Annotated in this window: 25 protein-coding genes, 1 tRNA gene and 1 pseudogene; 9 read left to right on the plus strand and 18 right to left on the minus strand. The window is 64.3% G+C overall.

Annotation, left to right across the window (positions count from 1 at the left end; genetic code table 11):
• Positions 1-69: 69 nt before the first annotated feature.
• Positions 70-603: a transcription termination/antitermination protein NusG gene (gene nusG / locus ACOXXX_RS13490; RefSeq protein ID WP_422827121.1), complete on the minus strand. Its 534-nt coding sequence runs from the start codon at positions 601-603 to the stop codon at positions 70-72.
• Between the two features lie 181 nt (positions 604-784).
• Positions 785-982, minus strand: coding sequence for a preprotein translocase subunit SecE (gene secE / locus ACOXXX_RS13495; RefSeq protein ID WP_422827309.1), 198 nt, complete (start codon positions 980-982; stop codon positions 785-787).
• Between the two features lie 353 nt (positions 983-1,335).
• On the opposite strand from secE, the gene ACOXXX_RS13500 reads away from it, so the two are divergent.
• Positions 1,336-1,917 (plus strand): hypothetical protein, encoded by a 582-nt coding sequence (locus ACOXXX_RS13500; protein ID WP_422827122.1) that lies wholly within the window; start codon positions 1,336-1,338, stop codon positions 1,915-1,917.
• A 182-nt stretch (positions 1,918-2,099) separates the two neighbouring features.
• Here ACOXXX_RS13500 and ACOXXX_RS13505 read toward each other — a convergent pair.
• Positions 2,100-2,175: transfer RNA gene (locus ACOXXX_RS13505), tRNA-Trp, on the minus strand.
• A 516-nt stretch (positions 2,176-2,691) separates the two neighbouring features.
• Between ACOXXX_RS13505 and ACOXXX_RS13510 the strand changes: the two genes are divergently transcribed.
• Positions 2,692-2,913 (plus strand): hypothetical protein, encoded by a 222-nt coding sequence (locus tag ACOXXX_RS13510; RefSeq protein ID WP_422827123.1) that lies wholly within the window; start codon positions 2,692-2,694, stop codon positions 2,911-2,913.
• 134 nt (positions 2,914-3,047) lie between these two features.
• Here the strand turns inward: ACOXXX_RS13510 and ACOXXX_RS13515 are convergent, their stop codons facing one another.
• The 4 genes from ACOXXX_RS13515 to ACOXXX_RS13530 form a co-directional block, all read right to left on the minus strand.
• Positions 3,048-4,289: a CoA transferase gene (locus ACOXXX_RS13515; RefSeq protein WP_422827124.1), complete on the minus strand. Its 1,242-nt coding sequence runs from the start codon at positions 4,287-4,289 to the stop codon at positions 3,048-3,050.
• Positions 4,290-4,544: 255 nt separating this feature from the next.
• Complete coding sequence (locus ACOXXX_RS13520; protein ID WP_422827125.1) at positions 4,545-5,285, minus strand: sulfite exporter TauE/SafE family protein; 741 nt, start codon at positions 5,283-5,285, stop codon at positions 4,545-4,547.
• 125 nt (positions 5,286-5,410) lie between these two features.
• A complete protein-coding gene (gene tuf / locus ACOXXX_RS13525; protein ID WP_422825817.1) occupies positions 5,411-6,586 on the minus strand; it encodes an elongation factor Tu in 1,176 nt (391 codons plus the stop codon).
• Positions 6,587-6,705: 119 nt separating this feature from the next.
• A complete protein-coding gene (locus ACOXXX_RS13530; protein WP_422827126.1) occupies positions 6,706-7,359 on the minus strand; it encodes a hypothetical protein in 654 nt (217 codons plus the stop codon).
• Positions 7,360-7,481: 122 nt separating this feature from the next.
• Here ACOXXX_RS13530 and ACOXXX_RS13535 point away from each other — a divergent pair, with 122 nt between their 5' ends.
• On the plus strand, positions 7,482-8,858 hold the full coding sequence (locus ACOXXX_RS13535; protein ID WP_422827127.1) for a cytochrome P450: 1,377 nt from the start codon (positions 7,482-7,484) through the stop codon (positions 8,856-8,858).
• A gap of 71 nt (positions 8,859-8,929) precedes the next feature.
• Here the strand turns inward: ACOXXX_RS13535 and ACOXXX_RS13540 are convergent, their stop codons facing one another.
• From ACOXXX_RS13540 to ACOXXX_RS13555, 4 genes are all read right to left on the minus strand, one after another.
• Positions 8,930-9,505, minus strand: a complete 576-nt coding sequence (locus ACOXXX_RS13540; protein ID WP_422827129.1) for a cob(I)yrinic acid a,c-diamide adenosyltransferase — start codon at positions 9,503-9,505, stop codon at positions 8,930-8,932.
• A gap of 1 nt (position 9,506) precedes the next feature.
• On the minus strand, positions 9,507-9,710 hold the full coding sequence (locus ACOXXX_RS13545) for a twin transmembrane helix small protein (protein WP_422827130.1): 204 nt from the start codon (positions 9,708-9,710) through the stop codon (positions 9,507-9,509).
• 69 nt (positions 9,711-9,779) lie between these two features.
• Positions 9,780-10,604 carry an SDR family NAD(P)-dependent oxidoreductase gene (locus ACOXXX_RS13550; RefSeq protein ID WP_422827131.1) on the minus strand — a complete coding sequence of 275 codons (825 nt, stop codon included), beginning with the start codon at positions 10,602-10,604 and terminating at the stop codon, positions 9,780-9,782.
• Positions 10,605-10,725: 121 nt separating this feature from the next.
• On the minus strand, positions 10,726-11,385 hold the full coding sequence (locus ACOXXX_RS13555; RefSeq protein ID WP_422827132.1) for an SH3 domain-containing protein: 660 nt from the start codon (positions 11,383-11,385) through the stop codon (positions 10,726-10,728).
• 170 nt (positions 11,386-11,555) lie between these two features.
• Between ACOXXX_RS13555 and ACOXXX_RS13560 the strand changes: the two genes are divergently transcribed.
• The 5 genes and pseudogenes from ACOXXX_RS13560 to ACOXXX_RS13580 all read left to right on the plus strand — a co-directional run bounded on the left by ACOXXX_RS13560 (position 11,556) and on the right by ACOXXX_RS13580 (position 18,173).
• Positions 11,556-13,979, plus strand: a complete 2,424-nt coding sequence (locus ACOXXX_RS13560) for a DNA topoisomerase IV subunit A (protein ID WP_422827133.1) — start codon at positions 11,556-11,558, stop codon at positions 13,977-13,979.
• A gap of 28 nt (positions 13,980-14,007) precedes the next feature.
• Positions 14,008-15,168, plus strand: a pseudogene (locus ACOXXX_RS13565) (DUF898 family protein); the annotation flags it as partial.
• Positions 15,165-16,286, plus strand: coding sequence for a M48 family metallopeptidase (locus ACOXXX_RS13570; RefSeq protein WP_422827134.1), 1,122 nt, complete (start codon positions 15,165-15,167; stop codon positions 16,284-16,286). The pseudogene ACOXXX_RS13565 and the gene ACOXXX_RS13570, both read left to right, overlap by 4 nt.
• A 199-nt stretch (positions 16,287-16,485) precedes the next feature.
• Positions 16,486-17,244 carry an electron transfer flavoprotein subunit beta/FixA family protein gene (locus tag ACOXXX_RS13575; protein ID WP_422827135.1) on the plus strand — a complete coding sequence of 253 codons (759 nt, stop codon included), beginning with the start codon at positions 16,486-16,488 and terminating at the stop codon, positions 17,242-17,244.
• Positions 17,244-18,173 (plus strand): electron transfer flavoprotein subunit alpha/FixB family protein, encoded by a 930-nt coding sequence (locus ACOXXX_RS13580; RefSeq protein ID WP_422827136.1) that lies wholly within the window; start codon positions 17,244-17,246, stop codon positions 18,171-18,173. Before ACOXXX_RS13575 ends, ACOXXX_RS13580 begins: the two co-directional genes overlap by 1 nt.
• A gap of 228 nt (positions 18,174-18,401) precedes the next feature.
• Here ACOXXX_RS13580 and ACOXXX_RS13585 read toward each other — a convergent pair whose 3' ends face one another.
• Together ACOXXX_RS13585 and ACOXXX_RS13590 are read right to left on the minus strand one after the other, a co-directional pair.
• On the minus strand, positions 18,402-18,815 hold the full coding sequence (locus tag ACOXXX_RS13585; protein WP_422827137.1) for a GFA family protein: 414 nt from the start codon (positions 18,813-18,815) through the stop codon (positions 18,402-18,404).
• Between the two features lie 285 nt (positions 18,816-19,100).
• Positions 19,101-19,937, minus strand: coding sequence for a DUF6473 family protein (locus ACOXXX_RS13590; RefSeq protein ID WP_422827138.1), 837 nt, complete (start codon positions 19,935-19,937; stop codon positions 19,101-19,103).
• Positions 19,938-20,091: 154 nt separating this feature from the next.
• Between ACOXXX_RS13590 and ACOXXX_RS13595 the strand changes: the two genes are divergently transcribed.
• Entirely contained in the window at positions 20,092-20,967 is an 876-nt protein-coding gene (locus tag ACOXXX_RS13595; RefSeq protein ID WP_422827139.1) for a 3-hydroxybutyryl-CoA dehydrogenase, read from the plus strand.
• Between the two features lie 58 nt (positions 20,968-21,025).
• On the opposite strand, the gene ACOXXX_RS13600 is transcribed toward ACOXXX_RS13595, so the two are convergent.
• Genes ACOXXX_RS13600 through ACOXXX_RS13620 form a run of 5 tightly spaced genes read right to left on the minus strand, consistent with a single transcriptional unit; the run spans position 21,026 to position 24,041 of the window.
• Positions 21,026-21,901: a lysophospholipid acyltransferase family protein gene (locus ACOXXX_RS13600; RefSeq protein ID WP_422827140.1), complete on the minus strand. Its 876-nt coding sequence runs from the start codon at positions 21,899-21,901 to the stop codon at positions 21,026-21,028.
• A gap of 47 nt (positions 21,902-21,948) precedes the next feature.
• Positions 21,949-22,230: an HPr family phosphocarrier protein gene (locus ACOXXX_RS13605; RefSeq protein WP_422827141.1), complete on the minus strand. Its 282-nt coding sequence runs from the start codon at positions 22,228-22,230 to the stop codon at positions 21,949-21,951.
• A 28-nt stretch (positions 22,231-22,258) separates the two neighbouring features.
• Entirely contained in the window at positions 22,259-22,693 is a 435-nt protein-coding gene (locus ACOXXX_RS13610) for a PTS sugar transporter subunit IIA (protein ID WP_422827142.1), read from the minus strand.
• Positions 22,690-23,619 carry an RNase adapter RapZ gene (gene rapZ, locus ACOXXX_RS13615; RefSeq protein ID WP_422827143.1) on the minus strand — a complete coding sequence of 310 codons (930 nt, stop codon included), beginning with the start codon at positions 23,617-23,619 and terminating at the stop codon, positions 22,690-22,692. Before rapZ ends, ACOXXX_RS13610 begins: the two co-directional genes overlap by 4 nt.
• Positions 23,616-24,041 carry an HPr kinase/phosphorylase gene (locus tag ACOXXX_RS13620; protein ID WP_422827144.1) on the minus strand — a complete coding sequence of 142 codons (426 nt, stop codon included), beginning with the start codon at positions 24,039-24,041 and terminating at the stop codon, positions 23,616-23,618. Before ACOXXX_RS13620 ends, rapZ begins: the two co-directional genes overlap by 4 nt.
• Positions 24,042-24,044: the final 3 nt, after the last annotated feature.

Below are 24,044 nucleotides of genomic sequence, written 5' to 3' on the forward strand. Positions count from 1 at the left end.
CGCCGGACGGCGCAGGTCAGAGTGATGTTCTTGAGAACGGAAGCCTTGGCAGGCTGTGACGCGATGGGCTCAGCCCTGCTTGGTCACTTGGGTGAATTCGAGCTCGACCGGCGTTTCGCGGCCAAAGATCGACACCGCGACCCGCAGGCGCTGGTTGTCTTCGTCCACGCCCTCGACCATGCCGTCGAAATCCTCGAACGGGCCGTCGTTGACCTTGACCTTTTCGCCGACCTCGAAGTGGATGAGCGTGCGCGGGCTTTCCTCGCCTTCCTGGACACGGCCCAGGATCGCGGTCACCTCGGCGTCGCGCATCGGCATCGGGCGGCCCTGCGGCCCCAGAAAGCCGGTGACGCGATTGATCGAGTTGATCAGGTGATAGCCTGCATCGGACATTTCCATCCGCACCAGCACGTAACCCGGCATGAAGCGGCGTTCGGTCGTGACCTTCTTGCCGCGACGGATCTCGATGACCTCTTCGGTGGGCACCAGAACCTCTTCGATCTGGTCCTGAAGCCCCTGCTCCTCGACCGCCGTCCGGATCTGCTCGGCGATCTTCTTCTCGAAGTTCGAGAGAACGCTCACCGAATACCACCGCTTCGCCATCTGGCCCCTACCCTTGTTTCTGCGCGGGGTTGCCCGCGGCTTGCCGTTGTCACATCCGAAAAGAAAAGCGGCGCGCAACTCGAATCATTGCACGCCTGTTTCGGGAAAGTTGCGCTGTGGACTACCGCCCCGCCCCCATGAATTCAAGAGGCAAAGACCGGCCGTGCAGGCCGACCGACGCTTAGCCGAACATCCCCAGAACCGCCTGCAGTCCACCCCGGATCGCGAGATCGACCAGCGCAAAGAAGATCGCCGTCAGCGTCGCCATGATGAACACCATGACGGTTGTCAGCAGCACCTCGCGGCGGGTCGGCCAAACGACCTTGGACACCTCGGCGCGAACCTGCTGGATGAAATTGATCGGATTTGTACGGGCCATCATGCTTCTCTCATAGCGCTGCAGGGCACATACGGGCAAAGCGCGGCGGTTTCAAGGCAATGCGTCAAGCCCGGCTACGGCGGGCTGCGCAGCGCGTTCTTCGCCGATCACGAAACCTCGCATCCGGTGCCGTTCCCGTGAAAAAGACGTAGCGTCACTTGCTGGAACAAACTGGCCCATTCGTCGTTCCCGCACGATTCAATAATCTATGAATTTTAGATACAGGTCAGTCACTTAAGCCATATTTTTTGCGGAACCTTTTTCCGCATCGAGTGTTCCTACCTCATACCGGCTGCGGCACACGACGCCGCTTAAGACCGTACGACACGAATGAAAGAAGTAGGAGAGTACAAATGAAACGCTTTTTGATTGCTACGGCCCTGACCGCATCGATGGCCACCGCAGGTTTTGCCGCCACCGAACAGGAAAAGGTCGAGATCAATTCGTTCCTGCCGACGGTGAACGTTGAAGCCATGAGCGACGCCGAAGTGGCGCAGGCTCTGCAGATCATCAACGGTGGCGACAACCGCAGCGATAAGCTGGGCAAGCTGAATGCTTTGGTCAGCGGCAACGAATACATGTCGAGCCCCGGAATGGCATCCGAAGCCGAGATGGAGCAGATCAAAGCCGCGGCACCGGGCGTTGACGTCAGCAAGCTGAGCCAGGCACAGATCGACACCGCGCTGGCCCTGATCAGCAGCACCGATGCTGGCGACGTTGACCGCAAGGTCCAGGCCGTGCTGATGGATAACGGCACCCCGATGGCCGAGGCCAACACCATGACCGAAGGCGAAATGGTCATTCTCGAGCGTTACCTGACGCCGGAACAGATCGCTTCGCTGACTGAATCGCAGCTGAATTCCGCTCTGGCGATCGTCTACGGTGGCGGTAGCCCAACCGAGATTTCGAGCAAGCTCGAAGGTCTCGTGATGTAATCGCGTCCAGTCTTTACGAGTTGACAGGGGTTGCCTTCGGGCAGCCCCTTTTTCTTGCGCTGGTGCCAGGGGTTGTCAGGGCCAGTCGCTATATTCGCTGTGCTTGCGCGGACGGCCGACAGGAGCCGCCAAACAGGGCATAGCGCCCAACGGCCGATGCTTCATCTGACATTAAGGAGGACTGGCAGGGGCACAGGGACTCGAACCCGGGACCTACGGTTTTGGAGACCGTCGCTCTACCAACTGAGCTATACCCCTATTTCCGATGTGTGGCCTATGCCAAGCCCCTCCCGAAATCAAGAGCCTTTCGCGCGCGGTATCGCTCGATCCTTGCCGAAAGCACGAACACCCGGCCGCAAGAGGCGCATTGAAAGCGGCGTTGAACAACAAAACACGCTCACGACCGCACTGATCCCACGCTCTTTGTCGTGAGAACTGCGGCGTTTTGTGTAACATACCTACCCTCACGTTTTCGTTTGGGTCTGACATGCGGCCAACGGCACACGGATCATCACGCAAAGGGCCGTGGATATGTCAGCCGAAAAGGCCGCGAGAGCCCTGTTTCATTGGGCCGCACCAAGGCTGCGCAGCCCCGCACAACACATGCCCGACCTTGGGTCACTTCAACCACAATTGGGCGTGAGAGAGCGGGGGCTTTTCGTGATTTCCCAAACCGGGCCGGCAGGGCCAATTGTATTGGTGTCGGACAGACAAACCGACAAACACAAACCGAAACGGGCACTTAGCGCCCCACACAAACCAAGGACCATTGACATGAAACGCACCATTGCAATCGCCGCCGTCGCTCTCACCGCTCTTACCGGTGCCGCATCGGCCATGACCACCTCGGCCAACCAGGCCATCCTGCAGCAGTATGCACCGAACATCGAAACCTCGACCCTGTCCGAAGCCCAGATCGGCTCGCTGCTGGCCATCGCCTATTCGGGTGACTCGCAAAGCGAAAAGCGCGCCAAGATCCGCAGCTTCGTCAACTGATCTGATCCCGGCATGACCGTTCAGATCATGAAAGACAGTCCCGCGCGCTGAGATAAAGGCGCGCGGAACGACCAAAGGCCGCCCATTGGGCGGCCTTCAACACGTCTGGGCCCCGTGCGCATACGGAACGGGCGTCACGCCGCCGAACGGGCCTGTCCGTTACGCATCCCCTGCACAACGCCTTTGTCGAACAAGGCCGCGATTTCTGTTCCGTCGCAGCCCGCCACCTCTGACAGGACCTCTTCGGTATCCGCGCCCAGCACAGGGGCCAGAACCGGCGCCTCGCGGTCATAGCCCGAAAACGTCAGGGGCGAACCTGGCACCGGGTAGCGGCCGACCCCGTCGTGATCCATCATCTTGAAGACCGGGTTGTCTTCGGACAGATCCGGATCTTCGGCCAGCGCCTCGGGCACCGACCGGACCTGGCTCCAGGTCACCTTCGCCGCATCGCATTCCCGCCCGACGATGACGCTGGGGCGAGCGGCGAACCAGGGCTTGAGGATGCCCGTGATCTCGTCCCGCAGGGCAAAGCGGTTACCCTCATCGCTCAGATCGCGCCCTGTGGCCGACGACAGGCGGTCCATCGCCGCCTGCGTGCCGGTCATCTTGACCAGCCCGCGCCATTGCCGGTCCGTCAGGCCGATCACCATGACCCGCACACCGTCGTCGCAGATGAAATCCTGCCCGTAGGCGCCGTACAGCGCGTTGCCGCATTTCGGGCGGCTCTTGCCGGTCAGCGCCGCCTCTCCCAGCACGCCGAGGTGGCCCAGCGTCGCCGCCGCCACGTCCTTGAGCGTCAGCTCCACATCCTGCCCGGTGCCGCGCCGCAGGCGGTGCCGTTCCGCCGCCAGCAGCGCCGAGACGACCATGTTGCCCGCCGCCACGTCCCAGGCGGGCAGCGCGTGGGCAACGGGGGCATCGTGGCCTTCCGGCCCCGTCATGTGCGGGATGCCCAGGGCCGGGTTCACGGTGTAGTCGACCTGCGGGCGGCCCTTCCGGTCGCCCATCAGGGTCACCATGATCTGATCCTCGCGGTGCTTGGACAGGGTTTCGTGATCCAGCCAGCCTTTGACGCGCAGGTTGGTGATGAACAGGCCCGCATCCTCGCCCGGGGCGGTGATGATCCGGGTGATCAACTCCTTTCCCTCGGGCGATTTCATGTCGACCGCGATGGATTTCTTTCCCTTGTTGAGCCCGTCCCAGAACAGGCTGCTGCCATTGGGAGCCAAGGGCCAGCGGGTTGCATCCAGCCCGCCGCCGATCCGGTCAAAGCGAATGACTTCGGCCCCCATCTGGGCCAGCGTCAGACCGGCCAGCGGCACGGCGACGAAGGCCGATCCTTCCACAACCCGCATTCCCTTCAGTATCTGGCTCATCGGCTGCCCCTCCTCCGGCATCCTGCAAAGATGGTGCGAGAAGGCAAAAAAATCAATAAAAATAACGTCTTAACGGGATACAACGGTATACGTGCCGCAGCCCGCAGAGCTGTGAAAAAGCGCCAGAGCCTTGATTGCAAAGGCGCTTTTGCGATGCTGCAACTGCACATAATCCCTAGGGGGTGCGACATTTTATTGCGTCAGATATGCCCATTGCGTCACTTTCTGCAGATGCAAAAGACGCAGCCGCCCCCATCAGCCCCAGATCGGCAGGGCGGACAGGGCCGAGGCGGTGATGATCGCATAGGCGATGCCGCGATAGGCCCGCTCGTACTCCGGCCGGAACAGCCAGGCACCCGCGAGGCTGCCCGCCATCGTCGGCAGGATCAGCAGCGCCCCCAGCAGCACTGCCGAAAGGTCGAGCCGCCCGAAGAGCGCCAGCATCGGCAAGAGCACGATGTCCGTGGCGAACAGGAACAGCAGCATCGTCGCGCGCACCGCCACCGCAGGGCGCATGCTGGCCATGTAGAGCAGGATCACCGGCGGCCCCGGGATCCCCGCCACACCCTGCAACAGCCCCGACAGACCGCCGGTGCCGTAGATCAGCGGCGAGGCGAGCGTCCCGCGATACCGCAGCCCCAGCATCAGGCAGACCACCATGAAGAGGGCCACCAGCGAAACCGCGTAGCGGAACACCTCGGGCGCGACAACGGTCAGAATCGTCAGACCGATGGGTAGGCCCACCACCAGACCGGTCAGCAGACGCCGCAGATCCTGCCTGTCGCAGTCGCGCCAGCCGCGCCGCAGGATCGGCAGCGGCCCAAGGAGGTCGAAGATCACGATGGTGGTCAGCGCCTGGAACGGCGTCAGGATCTGAGCCGCGACAGGCAGGTAGATCAGGCCTGACCCGAAGCCCGAAAAGCCACGAACGCAGGCGGCCACGAAAGCCGCCGCGACCAGCAGCGAAATATTTGTCGGGGCAAGGTCCAGCAGCATCGGGTCGATCCACCCTTGGGACTTGATCGAACCCTAAAAGGTTTCCGGCGGCCCTGGCAACCTGCGCCGCCAACGAAAAAGGCCGCCCCGGAGGACGGCCTTTGCGATGTCGAGAGGCGGCTGCCTTACTCGATGATTTTTGCGACGACGCCGGAGCCGACGGTGCGGCCGCCTTCGCGGATGGCGAAGCGCAGCTTTTCTTCCATCGCGATCGGGGCGATCAGCTCGACCTCGAACTTCAGGTTGTCGCCCGGCATCACCATCTCCGTGCCCTCGGGCAGGTTCACCGTGCCGGTCACATCCGTCGTGCGGAAGTAGAACTGCGGGCGGTAGTTGGCGAAGAACGGCGTGTGACGGCCACCCTCTTCCTTGGTCAGGATGTACGCCTCGGCCTCGAACTTGGTGTGCGGCTTGACCGAACCGGGCTTGCACAGCACCTGGCCACGCTCCACGCCGTCACGGTCGATGCCGCGCAGCAGCGCGCCGATGTTGTCGCCTGCCTCACCGCGGTCCAGCAGCTTGCGGAACATCTCGACACCGGTGCAGGTGGTCTTCTTGGTGTCGCGGATGCCGACGATTTCCAGTTCGTCGCCGACGTTCACGACGCCACGCTCGACCCGGCCGGTCACAACCGTGCCGCGGCCCGAGATCGAGAACACGTCTTCGATCGGCATCAGGAACGGCTGGTCGGTGGCGCGCGGCGGCTGCGGGATGTACTCGTCGACAGCGGCCATCAGCGCCTTGATCTTCTCTTCGCCGATCTCGGGATCGCGGCCTTCCATGGCGGCCAGGGCCGAGCCTGCGATGATCGGAACGTCGTCGCCCGGGAAATCGTAGGCCGACAGCAGTTCGCGCACTTCCATCTCGACCAGTTCGAGCAGCTCCTCGTCGTCGACCTGGTCGACCTTGTTGAGGAACACCACCATCGCCGGGATGCCGACCTGGCGGCCCAGCAGGATGTGCTCGCGGGTCTGCGGCATCGGGCCGTCAGCGGCGTTCACCACCAGGATCGCGCCGTCCATCTGCGCCGCACCGGTGATCATGTTCTTGACGTAGTCGGCGTGGCCGGGGCAGTCGACATGCGCGTAGTGACGGTTCTCGGTCTCGTATTCCACGTGCGCCGTCGAGATCGTGATCCCGCGGGCCTTCTCCTCGGGCGCGCCGTCGATCTGGTCATACGCCTTGAAATCGCCGAAATACTTCGTGATCGCCGCCGTCAGCGTCGTCTTGCCGTGGTCAACGTGACCGATCGTGCCGATGTTGCAGTGCGGCTTATTGCGCTCAAACTTTGACTTTGCCATCTAATTCAGACGCCTCGTGCTTGGGGGGGCCGCCCGGGCCCGATTTCCATCGCGAGGGCAGATATTGAGTCGGCGCAGGAAAATCAAGCCAGAGATGGCGCGGCGTGACGCAAAGGCCGCTATTCCGCCGCCGCCAGGGCTGTTTCAGCGGTCTGCGGCGCGTCCGCTGCAGCCTCTTCCTCCGCGGGCGCCTCGGCGGCGATCCGGGCCGCGGTGACGGCATCGGCCTCGGGCCCGCCAAACCAGCCCTTGTCCTTCTGCATCTTGCGCATCCACTGTTCGATCTTCAGCGCCGCATTGGCCGACAGCACCCGCAGCTGCACCGCCTTCGACTGCGTCAGCCCCGACCCGACAATCGTGTTGGGCGACACCGCCTCGAGCACGGTAATCTGCTCCGGTTCGGTGTTGAGCTTCTTGCCCGCAGCATCGTCCCAGACCGTGGCGTTGAGGATCAGCACCGACTTCGGGCTCAGCACCAGCGGCACGCCGGGCTGGGCCAGAACGTAGCCTTCGATGCTGACGCCAATGTGGTAGAACTTGTCGCCCTGGTAACGGCGAAAGCGTTCCTCGAGCGCGTTGTCGAGGCTGGCGATCCATTCCTCGTCGGTGGCATCACGCGACAGCGGCCCCTTGACGATATTGGGCGCCACCACGATGGCATGCCCCAGCTTCATGTCGCCCAGCGGTTCCGCCGGTTCCTTGAGTTCGCGCGCCCCGTCGGCGCAGGCCGTGAGGCCGATCAGGGCAAGGCAGCAAAGCAGTTTGCGCATCATGGGGCAGCATCCTTCTGGCGATATCAAAGGCATAGCCCGACAGGCTCCGTGATGCAATCGGCAGCGGGTTGGCCCGGGTTGGCACGCGGCCTATCTTTGACGCAGAAGACCGGAGACCCGCGATGCCCCAGCCCCAGCCCGAAAACGACCCAGGCCCCCGCCTGCCGGTGCGTGTGCCGCTGGGCCACGAACCGCTGGGGCTGCTGGCCAGCCTGCGCGCCGCGCGCAGCAACATCGTGTCGATCATCCCCGACGCGGCGACGCACCTGCCCATCGTATCCGGGCGGACCGGCAAGCGCTGGCACATGGTGATGGAGCCTGACGCGCTCAAGCATATCCTGCTGGACCGGCTGGAGGATTACCCCAAATCCGTCGTCACGAAGAACCTGCTGCGCCCGGCGGTGGGCGACTCGCTCTTTATCGCGGAAGGCGCGCATTGGCGCTGGCAGCGGCGCACCGCGGCGCCGGTGTTTTCGCACCGCAACGTGCGCAACCTGGCGCCGGTGATGACCGACGCGGCGCTGCGCTGCTGTGACCGGATCGCGGCGGCGGGCCCTCGGGCGGTGAACCTCTTTGACGAGATGGTGACCACAACCTTTGACGTGATCGCCGATGTCACGCTGTCGGGCGGCGGCGGGTTCGACCGCGCGTCGGTGCACCGCGCCATCGACGTCTATATCTCGGAGGCCGGAAAGATCTCGCTTTTTGACGTGCTGGGCCTGCCCGACTGGGTGCCCCGCCCCGGCCGCATGGTCGCCGCCGATGAAATGCGCGCGATGAAGGCCAATGCCGACCGCGCGATCGAGGCACGCAAGGCACAGGGCGGCAGCGGTGTGCCCGATCTGCTGGACCTGCTGCTGGGGGGTTCGGATCCCGACAGCGGCCGCGCGATGACGACAGAGGAGCTACGCGACAACCTGCTGACCTTTATCGTCGCGGGTCACGAAACCACCGCGCTCACGCTGTCCTGGGCGCTTTACCTCTGCGCCTTCGACCCGGCGGTGCAGGACCGCGCCCGGGCCGAGGTGCAGAGCGTGCTGCAGGGGCGCGCGGCTACCGGCGCGGATGTCGACCAGCTGCCCGTCATCCGCAGCATCATCGACGAGGCGCTGCGGCTTTATCCCCCCGCGGCGATGGTGTCGCGCACGGCGCAGACGCGCGACACCGTCTGTGGGGTCGATATCCGCCCGGGCGACACGGTGATGATCCCGATCTACGCGCTGCACCGGCACCGCGCGCTCTGGTCCGATCCCGATGGCTTTGACCCCGACCGCTGGCAGGCGCGCAAATCCGCGCCGCGCTATGCCTATCTGCCGTTCGGTGACGGGCCGCGCATCTGCATCGGCGCCAGCTTTGCGCTGCAAGAGGCGGTGATCATCCTCGCCACCCTGCTCGCGCGGTTCCGGTTCACCGCCGTGCCTGGGCGGGACCCGGATCCGGTGATGATCCTGACCCTGCGCCCCGAGGGCGGCGTCTGGCTCGAGGCAGAACCGGTCTGACCCCGCGCAGCCGGAAAATTCGCATTTTCCGGTCCGCTTTCCTCAAGGAAAGCGGCGCCCCGGGTTGCCGCTTATTCCCGGTTGGCCCCAGGCACCCACAGGACATCGGCCTTGCCGTCGTCATTGGCGATGCGGGATGCGGCGAAGAACCAGTCGCTCAGCCGGTTGAGGTATTTGACCGCCGCCGGGTTCACCGATTCCATCGTCGCCAGTTGCACCACGTGCCGCTCGGCCCGCCGTGCCACGGTCCGGCATTGGTGCAGATAGGCCGCCGCCGCCGATCCGCCGGGCAGGATGAAACTGCGCAACGGCTCCAACCGCGCGATCATCGCGTCGATCTCCGATTCCAGCCGCGCGGTCTGGGCATTTGACACCCGCAGGGGCGGATATTCCCGTTCCGCATCCTTTTCCATGTCGGGCGTACACAGATCCGCGCCGATGTCGAAAAGATCGTTCTGGATGCGGCTCAGCTGCGTATCGAGCGTCTCGTCCGCATGCAGCCGCGCCAGCCCCACCACGGCGTTGAGCTCGTCCGTGGTGCCATAGGCGGTGACCCGCATGGAATGCTTGGCGACCCGCGCGCCGTTGCCCAGCGCGGTTTCACCGTCATCGCCGGTCTTTGTGTAGATCTTGTTCAGGACGACCATCTTACCCTCCGCTGCGCAGCCAGACGAACAGCAGGATCAGCAGCACCGCGACGAATTGCGCGGCGATGCGAAGCTGCATCAGCTTGTTGCCATATTTCCGATTGAATTCGCCACCCTTGGCGAAGCCGCCGATCCCGATCATCAGGATCACCACCACCGCCAGCATCACCGCAGCCATGGTCAGGAATAATGGGTCGTCGCGCATATCGCCCCCGGATCGTTGTTGTTTCTGATGAAGATGTAGCCGCATGGCCGCAAAAGGCGAACCGCGCCGTCAGCCGCGCGTCAGGATCGCGTCCAGCCAACGGGTCGGCAGCACCCGACGCAGCGCGCCCATCGCATGAGTTGGGGTCGTGACGTAATAGCGCGCCCTGGGGCGGCGCGCCTCGAGCGCCCGGATCAGCTTGGCCGTGACCGCAGAGGCCGGCCATGACGGCCCGCCCTCGCTGCCCTGGTAAAGCTTGTCCTTCAATGCGGTGCGGTACTGATCCACCCGGGCAGAGCGTTCCCAGTCGATCCACCGTTCGAATTTCTTTACGGCATTCTTGCGAAAATCCGTGGTGATCGGGCCCGGTTCGATCAGCACCACCTGGATGTTGGCGTCGGCCATTTCCATGCGCAGAACGTCCGACATGCCCTCAAGCGCGAATTTCGTCGCGACGTAGGCGCCCCGCCATTTCATCCCCACCAGCCCAAGGACAGAGGAGTTGTTGACGATCCGCCCGTGCCCCTGCGTGCGCATCATCGGAATCACCTGGTTCGTGAGGTCGTGCCAGCCGATCAGGTTCGCCTCGAACGTAGCGCGCAAGGCGTCCGTGGGCACATCCTCAAGCGGGGCGGGAATGGCATAGGCGCCGTTGTTGAACAGCGCATCCAGCCTGCCCCCGGTGGCCTCCAGAAGCTCGGCCAGCCCGGTTCGGATGCTGGCGCTGTCCTCATAGTCGATCTGCGGGCTGTCGAAACCGCCGGCGCGCAGGCGGTCACAATCTTCCTGCGCCCGGCACGACGCGAAGACGCGCCAGCCACGCGTCCGCAGCGTCTGTGCGGCATCAAGGCCGATGCCGCTGGAACAGCCGGTGATGAGGATGGATTTCTGCATGATGTAACTGCCTCTTGCCCGCCGTGCCCCGTCATGTCGCGGGAGCGCAGAACGTGCAAGAGCGCCGTCGGGTTGGACGGCGCTCAATAAAGGCCAGACGGCCGGGACACGTCGGTAAGGTTTACTCTGCCGAGGCGGTGACGAGGAAATCCGCCATCCAGCCGATGCGGTTGCTGTCGACCACCTGCAACTTCAGCCAGCCGTCACCCGTGTCGGCCAGAACCACCACGTCGTCGCCACGCTCCAACTGGGTGACGACACCATAGCTGGTGCCCGGCCCGTCGCGCAGGTTGACGCGCGATCCCGACACTTCGCGCAGGTCGCTGCGACCAGCGGGGGCGGTTCGGTTCAGATCGTCCATGGAAAACAGCACGGCGGTTTCCTCGGGGGCGGAGACGTCTTCCACGCCAACCGCCAGATCCGCCGTGGTCTCAGCTTCGGAAATCCCCTCGGCCACCAGCGCGGCGAGTTTTTCGGCATCCACCGGGGCGTCGGTTTCAGGCTCGGATGCTGGCTCAATAACGCGCTGGTCGGCCCGCGCCAGCGTCACATCCAGCTTTGGCGCCGTGTCGTCGGCGGTGTCGCGGGTCAGCGCCACGGTCGTGAGCGGCGCGGAAGAGGTATCGGCGCGCGCGACAATTGCTTCCGGCGCGGGTTCCGCATCGTCCGCCGGATCGGCTTTGGCTGTAGTGTAGGAGCCGGGTTCGAAGTCGGCACCGCCGCTCATTTCGTAAAAACCCCAGCCCATGAAGGCGAATGACAAAATAATAAACCGCGTCATGGCAACGCTCCCCCGAACACATCCAACTTCCGTATTGTCCCCCCACCGCAGGCTAGCCCGCGATAGACGACACATTAACCGATTCCGCCCCGTGCAGCTAAGGGAATTGAGGGAAATTTTCCCCCGCCCCATGCTTTACGCGCCTCTCGCCCGACGATATCACACCATCTATGGATGATATCGTCGATGACCCCAACATGAACCCGCGAGACCTGTCGGAACCGCTGCGTCGGGCCATCGGGGACCGGTATCTGACGTACGCGCTCAGCACGATCATGCACCGTGCGCTGCCAGACGCCCGCGACGGATTGAAGCCCGTGCACCGGCGTATCCTGTATGCAATGCGCAGGCTGCGATTAAGTTCCACGGGCGGCTTTCTGAAATCCGCCAAGATCAGCGGTGACACCATGGGGGATTTCCACCCGCATGGCGACGCGGCCATCTACGACGCGATGGCGCGGCTGGCGCAGGATTTCACCATCCGCTACCCACTGGTGAACGGTCAGGGCAATTTCGGCAACATCGACGGCGATAACCCGGCGGCATCGCGCTATACCGAGGCGCGGATGACCATCATGTCCGAGGCGCTGCTGGACGGGCTGGATGAAAACGCCGTCGATTTTCGTGACAATTACGACGGTCGCTTGCAGGAACCGGTGGTCCTGCCCGCGTCCTACCCCAACCTTCTGGCCAATGGCGCGTCGGGTATCGCGGTGGGCATGGCCACCAACATTCCGCCGCACAACATCGGCGAGCTGATCGACGCCTGTCTACATCTGATCAAGGCGCCCGACGCCCGCGACGACACGCTGCTGCAGTACGTCCCCGGCCCCGATTTTCCCACCGGCGGCGTGATCGTGGAGCCACAGGAAAACATCGCCACCGCCTATCGCACCGGGCGCGGGTCGATCCGCCTGCGCGCCAAGTGGGAGGTCGAGGATCTGGGCCGTGGCCAGTGGCAGGTCGTGGTCACGGAAATTCCCTACCAGGTGCAGAAATCGAAACTGGTGGAGCGTCTGGCAGAACTGATCCAGACCAAGAAGGTGCCGATCCTGGCCGATGTCCGCGACGAATCTGCCGAAGACATCCGCATGGTGCTGGAACCGCGCTCCAAGAACGTGGCCCCCGATGTGCTGATGGGGATGCTGTTCCGCAATTCGGACCTGGAAACGCGCTTTTCGCTCAACATGAACGTGCTGATCGACGGGGTGACACCCAAGGTCTGTTCGATGAAAGAGGTGCTGCGCGCCTTCCTCGATTTCCGGCGCGAGGTGCTGATCCGCCGGGCGCGGCACCGGATGGCCAAGATCGACAACCGGCTCGAGGTGCTCGAGGGGCTGATCATCGCCTTTCTCAACCTCGACCGCGTGATCGACATCATCCGCTACGACGACGACCCCAAGGCCGCGCTGATGTACGAGGACTGGTCGCGCGCGCATCAGGAAACGATCACCCGGGCCACCTCCGAAGCCGACTATGTCTCGCCCCTGCTGGGCATCGACGTCAAATCGCTGGATCTGCGCGAGGATGCGGAGGCCGTAGCGCGCGGCGTTCTGGCCGATGACGGCACCAGCGCCGCCGTGCCGCGCCGCTTTGTCGGGCGCAGCGAAGGGCTGTCGGACGTGCAGGCCGAGGCGATCCTCAACATGCGCCTGCGCTCCCTGCGCCGCCTGGAAGAGCTGGAATTGGTGAGCGAACGCGACCGGCTGATGGAGGAACGCGCGGGCCTCGAGGATCTGCTGGAATCCGACGACCTGCAGTGGAAATCCATCGCCGACCAGCTGCGCGAGGTGCGCAAGCGCTTTGGCAAGGAATACGAGGGCGGCGCGCGCCGCACCGTCTTTGCCGAGGCTGGCGAGGTCGAGGAGGTGCCGCTCGAGGCGATGATCGACCGCGAGCCGATCACCGTGGTCTGTTCGCAGATGGGCTGGATTCGCGCCATGAACGGCCATATCGCGCTGGACCGCGAGTTGAAGTTCAAGGACGGCGACGGCCCACGCTTTATCTTTCACGCCGAAACCACCGACCGCCTGCTGATCTTCGGCTCGAACGGGCGGTTCTACACGCTGTCGGCGGCCAACCTGCCCGGCGGACGCGGCATGGGCGAACCGCTGCGCCTGATGGTCGACCTGCCGAACGAGGCCGAGATCGTGGCCCTGTTCATTCACCAGCCGGACCGCAAGCTGCTGGTCGCGTCGGACGCGGGCGACGGGTTCGTCGTGCCGGAAAACGAGGTCGTGGCCCAGACCCGAAGCGGCAAGCAGGTGCTGAACGTGCGCGGCGACGTACGCGCCCGGATCTGCACACCGGTCAAGGGCGACGCCGTCGCGGTCGTCGGCGAAAACCGCAAGGTGCTGGTCTTCATGCTGGACGAACTGCCCGAAATGGGCCGCGGCAAAGGCGTGCGGCTGCAGAAATACAAGGACGGGGGCCTGTCGGATGCAACCACCTTCACCCTGGGGGAAGGCCTCTCCTGGCGCGACCCCGCCGGACGCACCCGCACCGAAAGCGACCTCGCCGAATGGACCGCAAAGCGCGCCAGCGCCGGGCGCATGGCCCCACGCGGCTTCCCCCGCGACAACCGGTTCACCTGACCCGGACGGCAGCCTTGCCACCGATTTTGCAGGCCGTCGCGCAAGGCTCTTTTGGCTGGCGCTGAAGACCGGGTTCTGGACAGTTCTGACCCTGGGATTCTACCGGTTCTGGATGAAAACCCGGCTGCGGCGGTGGTACTGGTCCGCAGTCCGCCCCGGCGGCCTGCCGATGGAATACGTGGGCGATCCCTTTGAAAAGCTGCTGGGCTTTCTCATCGCCGTGGTGATCCTGGCCTTCTACATCGGCATCGTGAACCTGCTGCTGATGTTTTTGAGCTTCTCGCTCTTCCAAGGCAACGGCGCCGCCTACCTGCTGAGCTTTGTGGGCGTGATCCCGCTATGGTTCTACGCCAGCTATCGCGCGCGGCGCTACACCCTGGCGCGCACCCGCTGGCGCGGCCTGCGGTTCGGGCTGGCGCCGGGGGCCTGGGGCTATGCGGCGCGGGCCTGCTTTTACTGGGCTCTGACGATCCTCAGCGTCGGGCTGCTGCTGCCCTTGATGACCTACCGGCTCGAGGCGTACCGCACCAACCGCACCTCTTACGGCACCGCGACGATGGCACAGGGGGGCCGCTGGCAGATGCTCTACCCGGCGATGATACCGCTTTTCGTGGCAGCCGCTCTCGCGGGCGGGTCAGCGGCGGCCGGATATCTGGCGCAGAACCCGCCGCTGTCGGCGGGGTTGGGCATCCTGGCGGGGATGATCGGGCTTTACGGGCTGGTGCATTACCGCGTGCGCAGCCTCGAACGGCTGACCGCGACCAAATCGCTTGAGGGGACGGGACTTTCGCTCAAGGCCAGCCCGTTCCGTATCGCGATGATCTATGTGCTGGGCTATCTGCTGGCGGGCGTGGCCATCGTGTTGCCGCTGATGATCCTGGGCGTGGTGATCGCCGGTGTCTATTTCGCCGACATGATGGCCGATGCGGGCGCACCGACGGTCATCCTGCTGAGCGACCTGCCGACCGCCGTGCGGATCGGGATAAGTGCGGCGCTGTATTTCACCATCTTCCTGATGTGGTCGGCGCTGACCCATGCCTTCGTCACCATGCCGGTGATCCGCCATTATGCCCGCGGGCTGCGCATCACCGATCCCGGCGCGCTGTCGGCGATCCGCCAGCGTCCGCGCGACGAGGTGGTACAGGCCGAAGGCTTTGCCGAGGCGCTGGACGTGGGGGCCTCCATATGACACTGCTTCGCGTCGGTGCCGCCCCCGAGGCCTTTACCGCCACCGCCCGCTACCTCGACGGCGTGCGGCCCGAGGCGGCGGCGGTCCGCCTTTCCATCGACGAACACGCCCGCGCACTGGTCATCTCCCGCGATCAGGGCGAGGCGCTGCGCTGGCCGCTGGACGATATCCGCGAGGTGCCGGACCAGGCCGGGCGCGATGTCTTTGCGCTGCGGCTGCGCGACGATCCGTTGCAGCGCCTCCTGCTGGAGGACCGCGAACTGGAGCCGCGCCTGCCAAATCTCGACCTCCGCGCCCCGGTGACGAAACGCGGTCAGCTGGTGCTGTGGGCCATCGCCGCCGTGGCGTCGGTCGCGCTGATCATCACCGTGCTGGTGCCGCGCCTCGCCGACCAGCTGGCCGTCTTCATCCCGCCCGAGGGCGAGGCCGCGCTGGGGGAGGTGACGCTGGACCAGATCCGCTCTGCGCTCGACCGCACCGGGGTCAATCCGGTGCCGGTCTGCGAACGGGCCGCCGGGGTGCAGGCGCTGGACAAGATGCGCGATCGGCTGGTGGCGGGGCAGGACTTGCCGACCGACCTGACGGTGCACGTGCTGAACCACGACATGCTCAACGCCTTTGCCCTGCCCGGCGGGCATATCGTGTTCTTCGACGGGCTGATCGACGCGGCCGCCACCCCCGAAGAGGTCGCCGCCGTCTTTGCCCACGAGATCGGCCATGTGGTCAGCCGCGACCCTACCCGACATGCCCTGCGCTCTGCCGGCTCCATCGGCGTGCTGGGCCTGCTTTTCGGGGATTTCGCGGGCGGTGCCGTGGTGCTTTTCCTCGCCGAACGGCTGATCGAGGCGAAATACACCCAAGGCGCAGAGGCGGCAGCCGATACCTTCGCGCACGAGATGATGCTGGCCGCGGACCTGTCGCCCGCCGCGCTGGCAGGCATGTTCGAACGCTTTCGTGAAAAGGGGGCCGAGGCCGACGGGTTCGTCGCGCATTTCCTGTCGCACCCGGCGTTGGGTGACCGCATCGCCGCGGCAGAGGCCGCCGTGCCCGCGCAGTTCACGCCCCAGCCTCTGCTGACCCCGCAGGAATGGCAGGATCTGCGCCGGATTTGCGACTGAGGTCGGTCTGGTCGGGCGCGGCCCACGGCTTACGTCAAAGGTCAGACTGACGGCCAAGCCGGAAAAACGCGACGTAGGTTGGCGCTAACGTGACGATTTTGCCCTGTTTCACCGACGCGGCAGACGGTATCACCCCAAAGAGCCTGATTTCAGAGTCGCGTGCCCAGGGGGCCGTGCAACGCAAGGGAGAGTTTCGCAGATGAAGGTTTTGGTGCCTGTCAAACGCGTGATCGACTATAACGTGAAGGTCCGCGTCAAGGCGGACGGCAGCGGTGTCGATCTTGCCAACGTCAAGATGTCGATGAACCCGTTCGACGAGATTGCCGTCGAAGAGGCGATCCGCCTCAAGGAAGCGGGCAAGGCGGACGAAATCGTCGCCGTTTCCATCGGTGTCAAGCAAAGCCAGGAAACCCTGCGCACCGCGCTCGCCATGGGCGCCGACCGTGCCATCCTCGTCGTCGCCGCCGATGACGTGCACACCGACATCGAACCGCTGGCCGTGGCCAAGATCCTCGCCGCCATCGTCAAGGAGGAAGAGCCGGGTCTGGTGCTTTGCGGCAAGCAGGCCATCGACAACGACATGAACGCCACCGGTCAGATGCTGTCGGCGCTGCTGGGCTGGAGCCAGGCGATGTATGCCAACAATGTCGATATCGACGGCGATCATGCGGTCGTCACCCGCGAAGTGGACGGCGGCCTGCAAACCATCAAGGTCAAGATGCCGACCATCGTGTCCACCGACCTGCGCCTGAACGAGCCGCGCTATGCGTCGCTGCCCAACATCATGAAGGCCAAGAAAAAGCCGCTGGATGAAAAGACCGCCGCCGATTACGGCGTCGACGTCACCCCGCGCCTGGAAATCGTCAAGACGACCGAACCCGAGGAACGCGCCGCCGGGATCAAGGTGGAAAGCGTCGATGAACTCGTGTCGAAACTCAAAGAAGCGGGAGTTGTGTGATGGCCGTACTTCTGATTGCCGAAATTACCGATGGCGCGCTGGCGATGGACGCCACCGCCAAGACCGTGACCGCCGCCAAGGCGATCGGTGACGTGACCGTGCTTTGCGCCGGGGCCAAGGCTTCGGAGGCCGCGAAAGAGGCCGCGACCATCGACGGCGTGGACAAGGTGCTGCTGGCCGAGGACGATCTTTACGGTCACCGCCTGGCTGAACCGGTGTCGGCACTGATCGCGTCGCTGGCCGGGGATTACAGCCACATCGTCGCGCCCGCGACCACAGATGCCAAGAACATCCTGCCGCGCGTCGCGGCACTTCTGGATGTGATGATCCTGACGGATGTGTCGGGCGTCGTGGATGCAGACACATTCGAACGCCCGATCTACGCCGGCAACGCCATCCAGACCGTCAAGTCGTCGGACAGCGTCAAGGTCATGTCGATCCGCACCTCGACCTTCGATGCCGCAGGCACCGGCGGATCGGCCTCGATCGAGGATGTCGCCACCGGCGAAGACCCGGCCCTGTCGGAATGGGTCGAGGACAAGGTCGCCGAGAGCGACCGGCCCGAACTGACCTCGGCGGGCATCGTCGTGTCCGGCGGGCGCGGCGTCGGCTCGGAAGAGGATTTCGCCCTGATCGAAAAGCTCGCCGACAAGCTCGGGGCCGCCGTCGGTGCCTCTCGCGCAGCGGTCGATTCGGGATTTGCCCCGAACGACTGGCAGGTCGGTCAGACCGGCAAGGTCGTGGCCCCCGATCTTTACGTCGCGGTCGGCATCTCTGGCGCGATCCAGCACCTTGCGGGCATGAAGGACAGCAAGATCATCGTCGCCATCAACAAGGATGAAGAGGCGCCGATCTTCCAGGTCGCCGATTTCGGCCTCGTGGCGGACCTTTTCACTGCCGTGCCTGAACTTACGGAAAAGCTGGGCTGACACCCATCCTGAAAATCGGTTCAAAGGCCTGCCGTTTCGGCAGGCCTTTTTCTATAGAGGCTGTCGGCTGTCGGGGTCGAAGCTGCCAGAGTGCAGGTCGCTCATCACCCGCCGCGCGCCCGGCTCCCGGCACAGCAACGTCCACAGCCCTGTCCACATCGTCGATGTATCCGAAATACCTCCACCGATACGACTTTGTCGGCAACACCGGGTCAGGTCGGCACCTTCTTAGGCACTTGGATTGCCCTCGAACTGTCTGGCACCGTGACGTTCCGTGACCCATGGTAGTCTGGAACGCGTCCAGCATTCGAAGCTCGGAGCCAGTTCAGCGCGTTGCGTTACCGTTCCGGCCCGTAGGTTGTACGCGGCAGGTTGATCTTCAACGCCGCAGGAGTAGAGGCCGGAACCGCAATCGGCGCAGAAGGCCTGAACGCGCGGATTTCCACTGTCTCCAATCTTTACGTAGTGTTTCGGCGTGCCCGTCAAAAGCTGGAAACGATCACCTTGTACAATGGCCAGCGTACGAAAAGCCGAAGCGGACAAGGCCTGACAATCCGCACAATGACATATTCCCACCGATGCCGGATCAAGCTCCGCTTCGTAGGTGATTGCGCCGCAATGGCATGATCCATCAATCTTCACGACCTTCTCCCCCCAATCCTCAATTCAAGCCAGCCTGCCAATTTTCCCCGCGAATGTCACATAGAGTATCGGCAGAAGTCCCGCCCGCAGCACCCTTTCATGAAAGCGTGTTGGGGCCGCCTTGGTTTACTGTGCGCGAAAAAGCCAAGACTTGGCCAAAGGACAGCATTGTTGGCTTTTGGCTAGAAGCGGTCGTTGCGTTCCAAGCCTCCCGCGGGCCCTTACGTGCATCCTGCGCCGAAAGAGGCCTGCCCCGTCGGCAGGCCTTTCCGCTGGGCACCCGGCTCAGACCTCGACCGAGAGCATGTCGGCAAGCGTGGCCGCCAGCGCCTCTGCCGCCTCTTCGTGGCAGGCAATGCCCATCTGTTCGGCGGCTGCGCTCGCCTCGAATTCGGTGAACACCATACCCTCCGTTCCTTCCGCGCGTGACCGGTCGCTCGCCGTGACCTCGACCACCGCCGACACGCGCGGGCGCAGCGCCTCGATCATCGACCGGTCCAGGAACAGCGGATCACCTTCGACGAGGTTGCATTCGGACGTGGCGGGCGCCTCGGGTGCGAACCACAAAAGCACGACCGGCCCCCGCAAGGTCGCCAGCACCTGTTTCATCCGCGCCAGCCACGCACTGCGCAATTCATCTGCGACCAAGGCAAAGCGCTCGGGCGACAGCGTTTGCAACCGGCAAAGCATGTGGCGCGTAAAGTGGAATTCGGTGAAATCCACCTCGGGATAGATCGCCTGAAGACCGCGCGCGGCCCGAAGGAACCGGTCGTTCCGGCGCGGATGCACCGAATAATACCGATTCGACATGTTCTGCGCGCCCATGACCTGGATCACCGTGCCCACCGCGCCTTCGGCGATGCTCAGCACCGCAGGATCGTTGAGGTACAGATCCAGCCCGGCGTTCACATACCCGAAATTCACGCAGGACAGACCCAACTGTCGTTCGGTCAGCGCAACAAAAGGCGTGGCTATGAACCGCCCATACGTCTCTGTCCCGCCGAGAAAGGCCAGATAGTCCCCCGACAGCCTGCGCCGCGGCCCGCGAAACAGCACCCGCGACCGCTCATATCGGCACGGATAATACTCCAGGCCACCTTTGGCCTGCCCCACATAGGTCATCACACCCACCTCTCTTTCTTCACCCGCTCACAGATTCGCCGATTCATCTTTCCAAGAGACTAAGTGGACAATGCCTCTCAAACTTGATCGACCCGCCTTGCAGCCGCCCCGTGCCCGGGCCTATGGTTGGCCCGTTCAGGCAGGGGATGCGGGCATGGAAATCAAGTCGGTAGGCGTCGTGGGCGCCGGGCAGATGGGCAGCGGCATCGCGCATGTGATGGCGCTTGCGGGCTATGACGTGCAGCTCAACGACGTCACCGAAGACGCGCTGACCAAGGCGGTCGAGGTGATCAGTCGCAACCTTGACCGGCAGGTCAGCCGCGACAAGATCAGCCAGGCCGACAAGGAGGCCGCGATGGGCCGCATCGCGACCACGCTCGAGATCGCGGATCTGGGTCAGACCGATCTGGTGATCGAGGCCGCGACCGAGCGCGAAGAGGTCAAGCAGAAGATTTTTGACAGCTTGCTGCCGCATCTGAAGCCGGAAACGATCCTGACCTCGAACACCTCTTCGATTTCGATCACGCGGCTGGCGTCGCGCACCGACCGGCCCGAGAAATTCATGGGCTTCCATTTCATGAACCCTGTGCCGGTGATGCAGCTTGTGGAACTCATCCGCGGCATCGCCACCGACGGCGAAACCTACGACGCCTGCCTTGCCGTGGTCGACAAGCTGGGCAAAACCGCCGCCAGCGCCGAGGATTTCCCGGCGTTCATCGTCAACCGCATCCTGATGCCGATGATCAACGAAGCGGTCTATACGCTGTACGAAGGGGTGGGAAAGGTCAGTTCCATCGACGAGGCGATGAAGCTGGGCGCCAACCATCCGATGGGACCGCTGGAACTGGCGGATTTCATCGGGCTGGACACCTGCCTTGCGATCATGAACGTGCTGCACGACGGGCTGGGCGATACCAAGTACCGGCCCTGCCCGCTTTTGTCGAAATACGTCGAGGCCGGATGGCTGGGCCGCAAGACCCAGCGCGGGTTCTACGACTACCGCGGCGACACACCGGTGCCGACGCGCTGACCGCGACTGTCCCGCTGGGTTTCATGAGGTTCAGCGCGGGGGGCAGGCCGCCGCCGTTCTAGTCTTCGCGCAGGGCCATCGTCGTTTCACGAAGCCACGCCACGAATTCGCGCTGACCGCCGGGGAAATCCTGTGCCGCATCGGCGCTGATCGGCTCGCCCACCACCGGCTTTTGCGGCTTGCGGAAGGCATGCACGACCTCGTGGATCAGCAACCCCTGCCGGATCGTCGGCGACACGCGATTGGCGATCTGGTAGGCGCGGGAATTCTGCCCGGGAAAGAAGATCGGCACCACCGTCGCGCCCGAGCGCTGGATCATCTTGGCGGTGAACGGGTTCCACGTCGCCTCGATGGCGGGGCCGAACATCGTTTCCGACGCCGCCACCACGCCGGACGGAAACAGCACGATCACCCCCCCGGCCTTGAGGTGCGCCATGGCGCTGGCGCGCATCTCAAGCCCCTGTTCGCGCGCGTCCTCTTCGTGCGGGAACGGCACAGGGATCATGAACTCCGAAATCTCGTCGACGCCGGTCAGAAGCGACCGGGTCAGGATCTTGTAGTCGGTGCGCACCTTGCCGATCAGTTCGGCCAGCACCATTCCGTCGATCAGCCCGTGCGGATGGTTGGCCACGACGATCACCGGGCCGGTCTTGGGGATGCGGGCAATCTGTTCGGGGGGCGTCTGAATGGAAATGCCCATCAGCCCCAGCGCCTGGCCGAAAAACGCGTGCCCGTCCGCCGGGCCCATGCGTTCGAACTTGCGCACCAGCCGCAAGAGCGGCAGCTTGCCCGTCAGCCACTCCAGCGTGCGGATCGTGTTGGCCTTCCAGGGATTGCTGAAAGTGTTGGCGTAGCTCAGCTTGCGCTTGTCATAGGGCACAGGTCCCGGGCCGGGATTCAGCCGCGCAATCGTGCGTTGAGACGTCTCCACCATGCGGTATTTGATGTCCTGTTCCCTTTTCCCCGATCCATCTACCGGGGTCAGCAATCCTCTCCGAAGCGGTCGGCCACCAGCGCGGCGATGGCATCAGCCAGCGCCTTTGCGTCCGGACCCCGGGTTTGGACCTCAATAGAGGTTCCTTTGGAGGCTGCCAACATCAAAAGCCCCATGATGCTGTCACCCGAGGCGCTGTCACCGTCCTTGCTGACCTCGGCCGTGGCATCAAACCCCTCGACCACCTCGACCAGTTTGGCCGAGGCGCGGGCGTGCAGACCCTTTTCGTTGACGATCTTCAATTCGCGCGTCTGTGTTTCGTCGGTCATGGAAATCCCAAATCAAGAATGCCGCGGATCAGGCCGGGTCGGTCGCGCGGTCGTCGGCGCCTGGGGCCGTTGCGAAGGGTTTGACGTTCTGGCTGTCAATATACTTGCGCCCGGCCTCGAGCGCAGCGCGCACCGCGTCCGGCACGCTCAGGTGGCGGCTTTTGGCCAGCTTGATCAGCATTGGCAGGTTCATGCCATAAAGGATACGCCGGTTGTCGGGTTGGCAGGCCAGCAGGCTGAGGTTCGAGGGCGAGCCGCCGAACATGTCGGTGACCACGACCACGCCTTCGCCCTGGTCGACCGCATCCGCCGCGGCGCAGATTTCGCGCTGCTTGCTTTGCCGGTCGTGATCGGCGTCGATCGAGATCGCCACGGCACCCGACTGCGCGCCCACGACATGCTCCATCGCGGCCAGATACTCTCGGGCCAGTCCGCCATGTGCGACGATGACAATTCCGATCACCCCGGTGACCTTCCGCTATTGGCGTCTGCCCCGCCCATCCCCTTGGCAAGGCCGCGCCGCTCTAGTTCCCGGTGCCTAGTTGACACCCGCCAGCCGCTGTCCGCAAGGCCACGCGCCACCTTTTCCGTTACGGCAACCGATCTGTGTTGCCCTCCGGTACAGCCGATGCCGACGGAAAAATGCGCCTTGCCCTCGGCCAGGCACGCCGGAAGCTGAAAGGTGAGCAGCCCCAGGATATGCTCCAGGTAGGTCGCAAAGCGCGGATCCACCGCGATGTAACCCACGACATCGGCATCCTGCCCGGTCAGCCCGCGCAGCCGCGGCTCCCAGTAGGGATTGTTGAGAAAGCGGCAATCGAACACCACGTCGACACCGTGCGGCAGGCCGCGCTTGTAGGAAAACGAATGCACCGACACCGCCATGCCCAGCCCGGTGTCGGTGCCGAACCAGCCCTGCACCTCGGACCGCAGATCATGCGGGGTGAGGTCGGTCGTGTCGATCAGGATGTCCGACCGCGCGCGCACCGGCTCCAGAAGCAGGATTTCCCGCGCGATGCCTTCGGCGGGGGACGCATCGGGTGCCAGCGGATGCCGCCTGCGGGTTTCCGAATAGCGGCGCACCAGCACGTCCGGGTTGCAATCGAGATACAGCAGTTCCAGCGTCAGTCCCTGCACCCCGGTCAGCCGGGTCTGCAGATCAAGCAGGCCGTCGGGCGAAAAGTCCCGGTTGCGCACATCCAGCCCCAACGCCATGGGGCGCGGCAGCGCCGGGCCGTCCAGCAGCCGCGGGATCAGGCTGACCGGGATGTTGTCGATGGCCTCATATCCGAAATCCTCGAGCGCGTTGATCGCGGTCGACCGTCCGGCCCCCGAAGGGCCGGTGACCAGCACGACGCGCTGGCTCGGGATATCGCTGTGATCGGTCATCTGTCGCTCCGTCCGCCCCTGAGATATTGCACAAGCGCTGCGGGAAAAGATGCATGCGCAGCATTGTGAAGCAAGGGGACGGTTTGCCCCAGCAGGCAGGTGTGCCGTTCGGGGGGCAGACGTTCCGGCTCGGCCTGGTCCAGATCGACCACGCAGCAAAGCCGGGCAGATGCGCAGACCTCAGCCCGCAAGATGCCCAGCCCCCGCGCCTCGATCAGGCCGCGAATGCTATCGGGCGCGCTCAGAATAATGCCTTGGGGTTCGGCGGTCAGCACCACCCGGTCATCGGCCACCAGCACGGCGCCGCGGCTCATCATCTCAAGCGCGAGGCTGGATTTGCCGCTGCCCGACGCGCCGATGATCAACGCGGCGCGCGCCTTCACCGCAACGGCACTGGCATGCAGGATGTGCGGGGCGGCCACCCG

This window comes from Thalassococcus sp. BH17M4-6, from assembly GCF_049323015.1.
Taxonomy (GTDB): Bacteria; Pseudomonadota; Alphaproteobacteria; order Rhodobacterales; family Rhodobacteraceae; genus Puniceibacterium.

What these genes read in the sequence shown, in the direction of transcription:
- nusG (WP_422827121.1), bottom strand. Translation starts at nt 603, where the DNA reads ATGGCGAAGCGGTGGTATTCGGTGAGCGTTCTCTCGAACTTCGAGAAG.
- secE (WP_422827309.1), bottom strand. Translation starts at nt 982, where the DNA reads ATGGCCCGTACAAATCCGATCAATTTCATCCAGCAGGTTCGCGCCGAG.
- ACOXXX_RS13500 (WP_422827122.1), top strand. Translation starts at nt 1,336, where the DNA reads ATGAAACGCTTTTTGATTGCTACGGCCCTGACCGCATCGATGGCCACC.
- ACOXXX_RS13510 (WP_422827123.1), top strand. Translation starts at nt 2,692, where the DNA reads ATGAAACGCACCATTGCAATCGCCGCCGTCGCTCTCACCGCTCTTACC.
- ACOXXX_RS13515 (WP_422827124.1), bottom strand. Translation starts at nt 4,289, where the DNA reads ATGAGCCAGATACTGAAGGGAATGCGGGTTGTGGAAGGATCGGCCTTC.
- ACOXXX_RS13520 (WP_422827125.1), bottom strand. Translation starts at nt 5,285, where the DNA reads ATGCTGCTGGACCTTGCCCCGACAAATATTTCGCTGCTGGTCGCGGCG.
- tuf (WP_422825817.1), bottom strand. Translation starts at nt 6,586, where the DNA reads ATGGCAAAGTCAAAGTTTGAGCGCAATAAGCCGCACTGCAACATCGGC.
- ACOXXX_RS13530 (WP_422827126.1), bottom strand. Translation starts at nt 7,359, where the DNA reads ATGATGCGCAAACTGCTTTGCTGCCTTGCCCTGATCGGCCTCACGGCC.
- ACOXXX_RS13535 (WP_422827127.1), top strand. Translation starts at nt 7,482, where the DNA reads ATGCCCCAGCCCCAGCCCGAAAACGACCCAGGCCCCCGCCTGCCGGTG.
- ACOXXX_RS13540 (WP_422827129.1), bottom strand. Translation starts at nt 9,505, where the DNA reads ATGGTCGTCCTGAACAAGATCTACACAAAGACCGGCGATGACGGTGAA.
- ACOXXX_RS13545 (WP_422827130.1), bottom strand. Translation starts at nt 9,710, where the DNA reads ATGCGCGACGACCCATTATTCCTGACCATGGCTGCGGTGATGCTGGCG.
- ACOXXX_RS13550 (WP_422827131.1), bottom strand. Translation starts at nt 10,604, where the DNA reads ATGCAGAAATCCATCCTCATCACCGGCTGTTCCAGCGGCATCGGCCTT.
- ACOXXX_RS13555 (WP_422827132.1), bottom strand. Translation starts at nt 11,385, where the DNA reads ATGACGCGGTTTATTATTTTGTCATTCGCCTTCATGGGCTGGGGTTTT.
- ACOXXX_RS13560 (WP_422827133.1), top strand. Translation starts at nt 11,556, where the DNA reads ATGGATGATATCGTCGATGACCCCAACATGAACCCGCGAGACCTGTCG.
- ACOXXX_RS13570 (WP_422827134.1), top strand. Translation starts at nt 15,165, where the DNA reads ATGACACTGCTTCGCGTCGGTGCCGCCCCCGAGGCCTTTACCGCCACC.
- ACOXXX_RS13575 (WP_422827135.1), top strand. Translation starts at nt 16,486, where the DNA reads ATGAAGGTTTTGGTGCCTGTCAAACGCGTGATCGACTATAACGTGAAG.
- ACOXXX_RS13580 (WP_422827136.1), top strand. Translation starts at nt 17,244, where the DNA reads ATGGCCGTACTTCTGATTGCCGAAATTACCGATGGCGCGCTGGCGATG.
- ACOXXX_RS13590 (WP_422827138.1), bottom strand. Translation starts at nt 19,937, where the DNA reads ATGACCTATGTGGGGCAGGCCAAAGGTGGCCTGGAGTATTATCCGTGC.
- ACOXXX_RS13595 (WP_422827139.1), top strand. Translation starts at nt 20,092, where the DNA reads ATGGAAATCAAGTCGGTAGGCGTCGTGGGCGCCGGGCAGATGGGCAGC.
- ACOXXX_RS13600 (WP_422827140.1), bottom strand. Translation starts at nt 21,901, where the DNA reads ATGGTGGAGACGTCTCAACGCACGATTGCGCGGCTGAATCCCGGCCCG.
- ACOXXX_RS13605 (WP_422827141.1), bottom strand. Translation starts at nt 22,230, where the DNA reads ATGACCGACGAAACACAGACGCGCGAATTGAAGATCGTCAACGAAAAG.
- rapZ (WP_422827143.1), bottom strand. Translation starts at nt 23,619, where the DNA reads ATGACCGATCACAGCGATATCCCGAGCCAGCGCGTCGTGCTGGTCACC.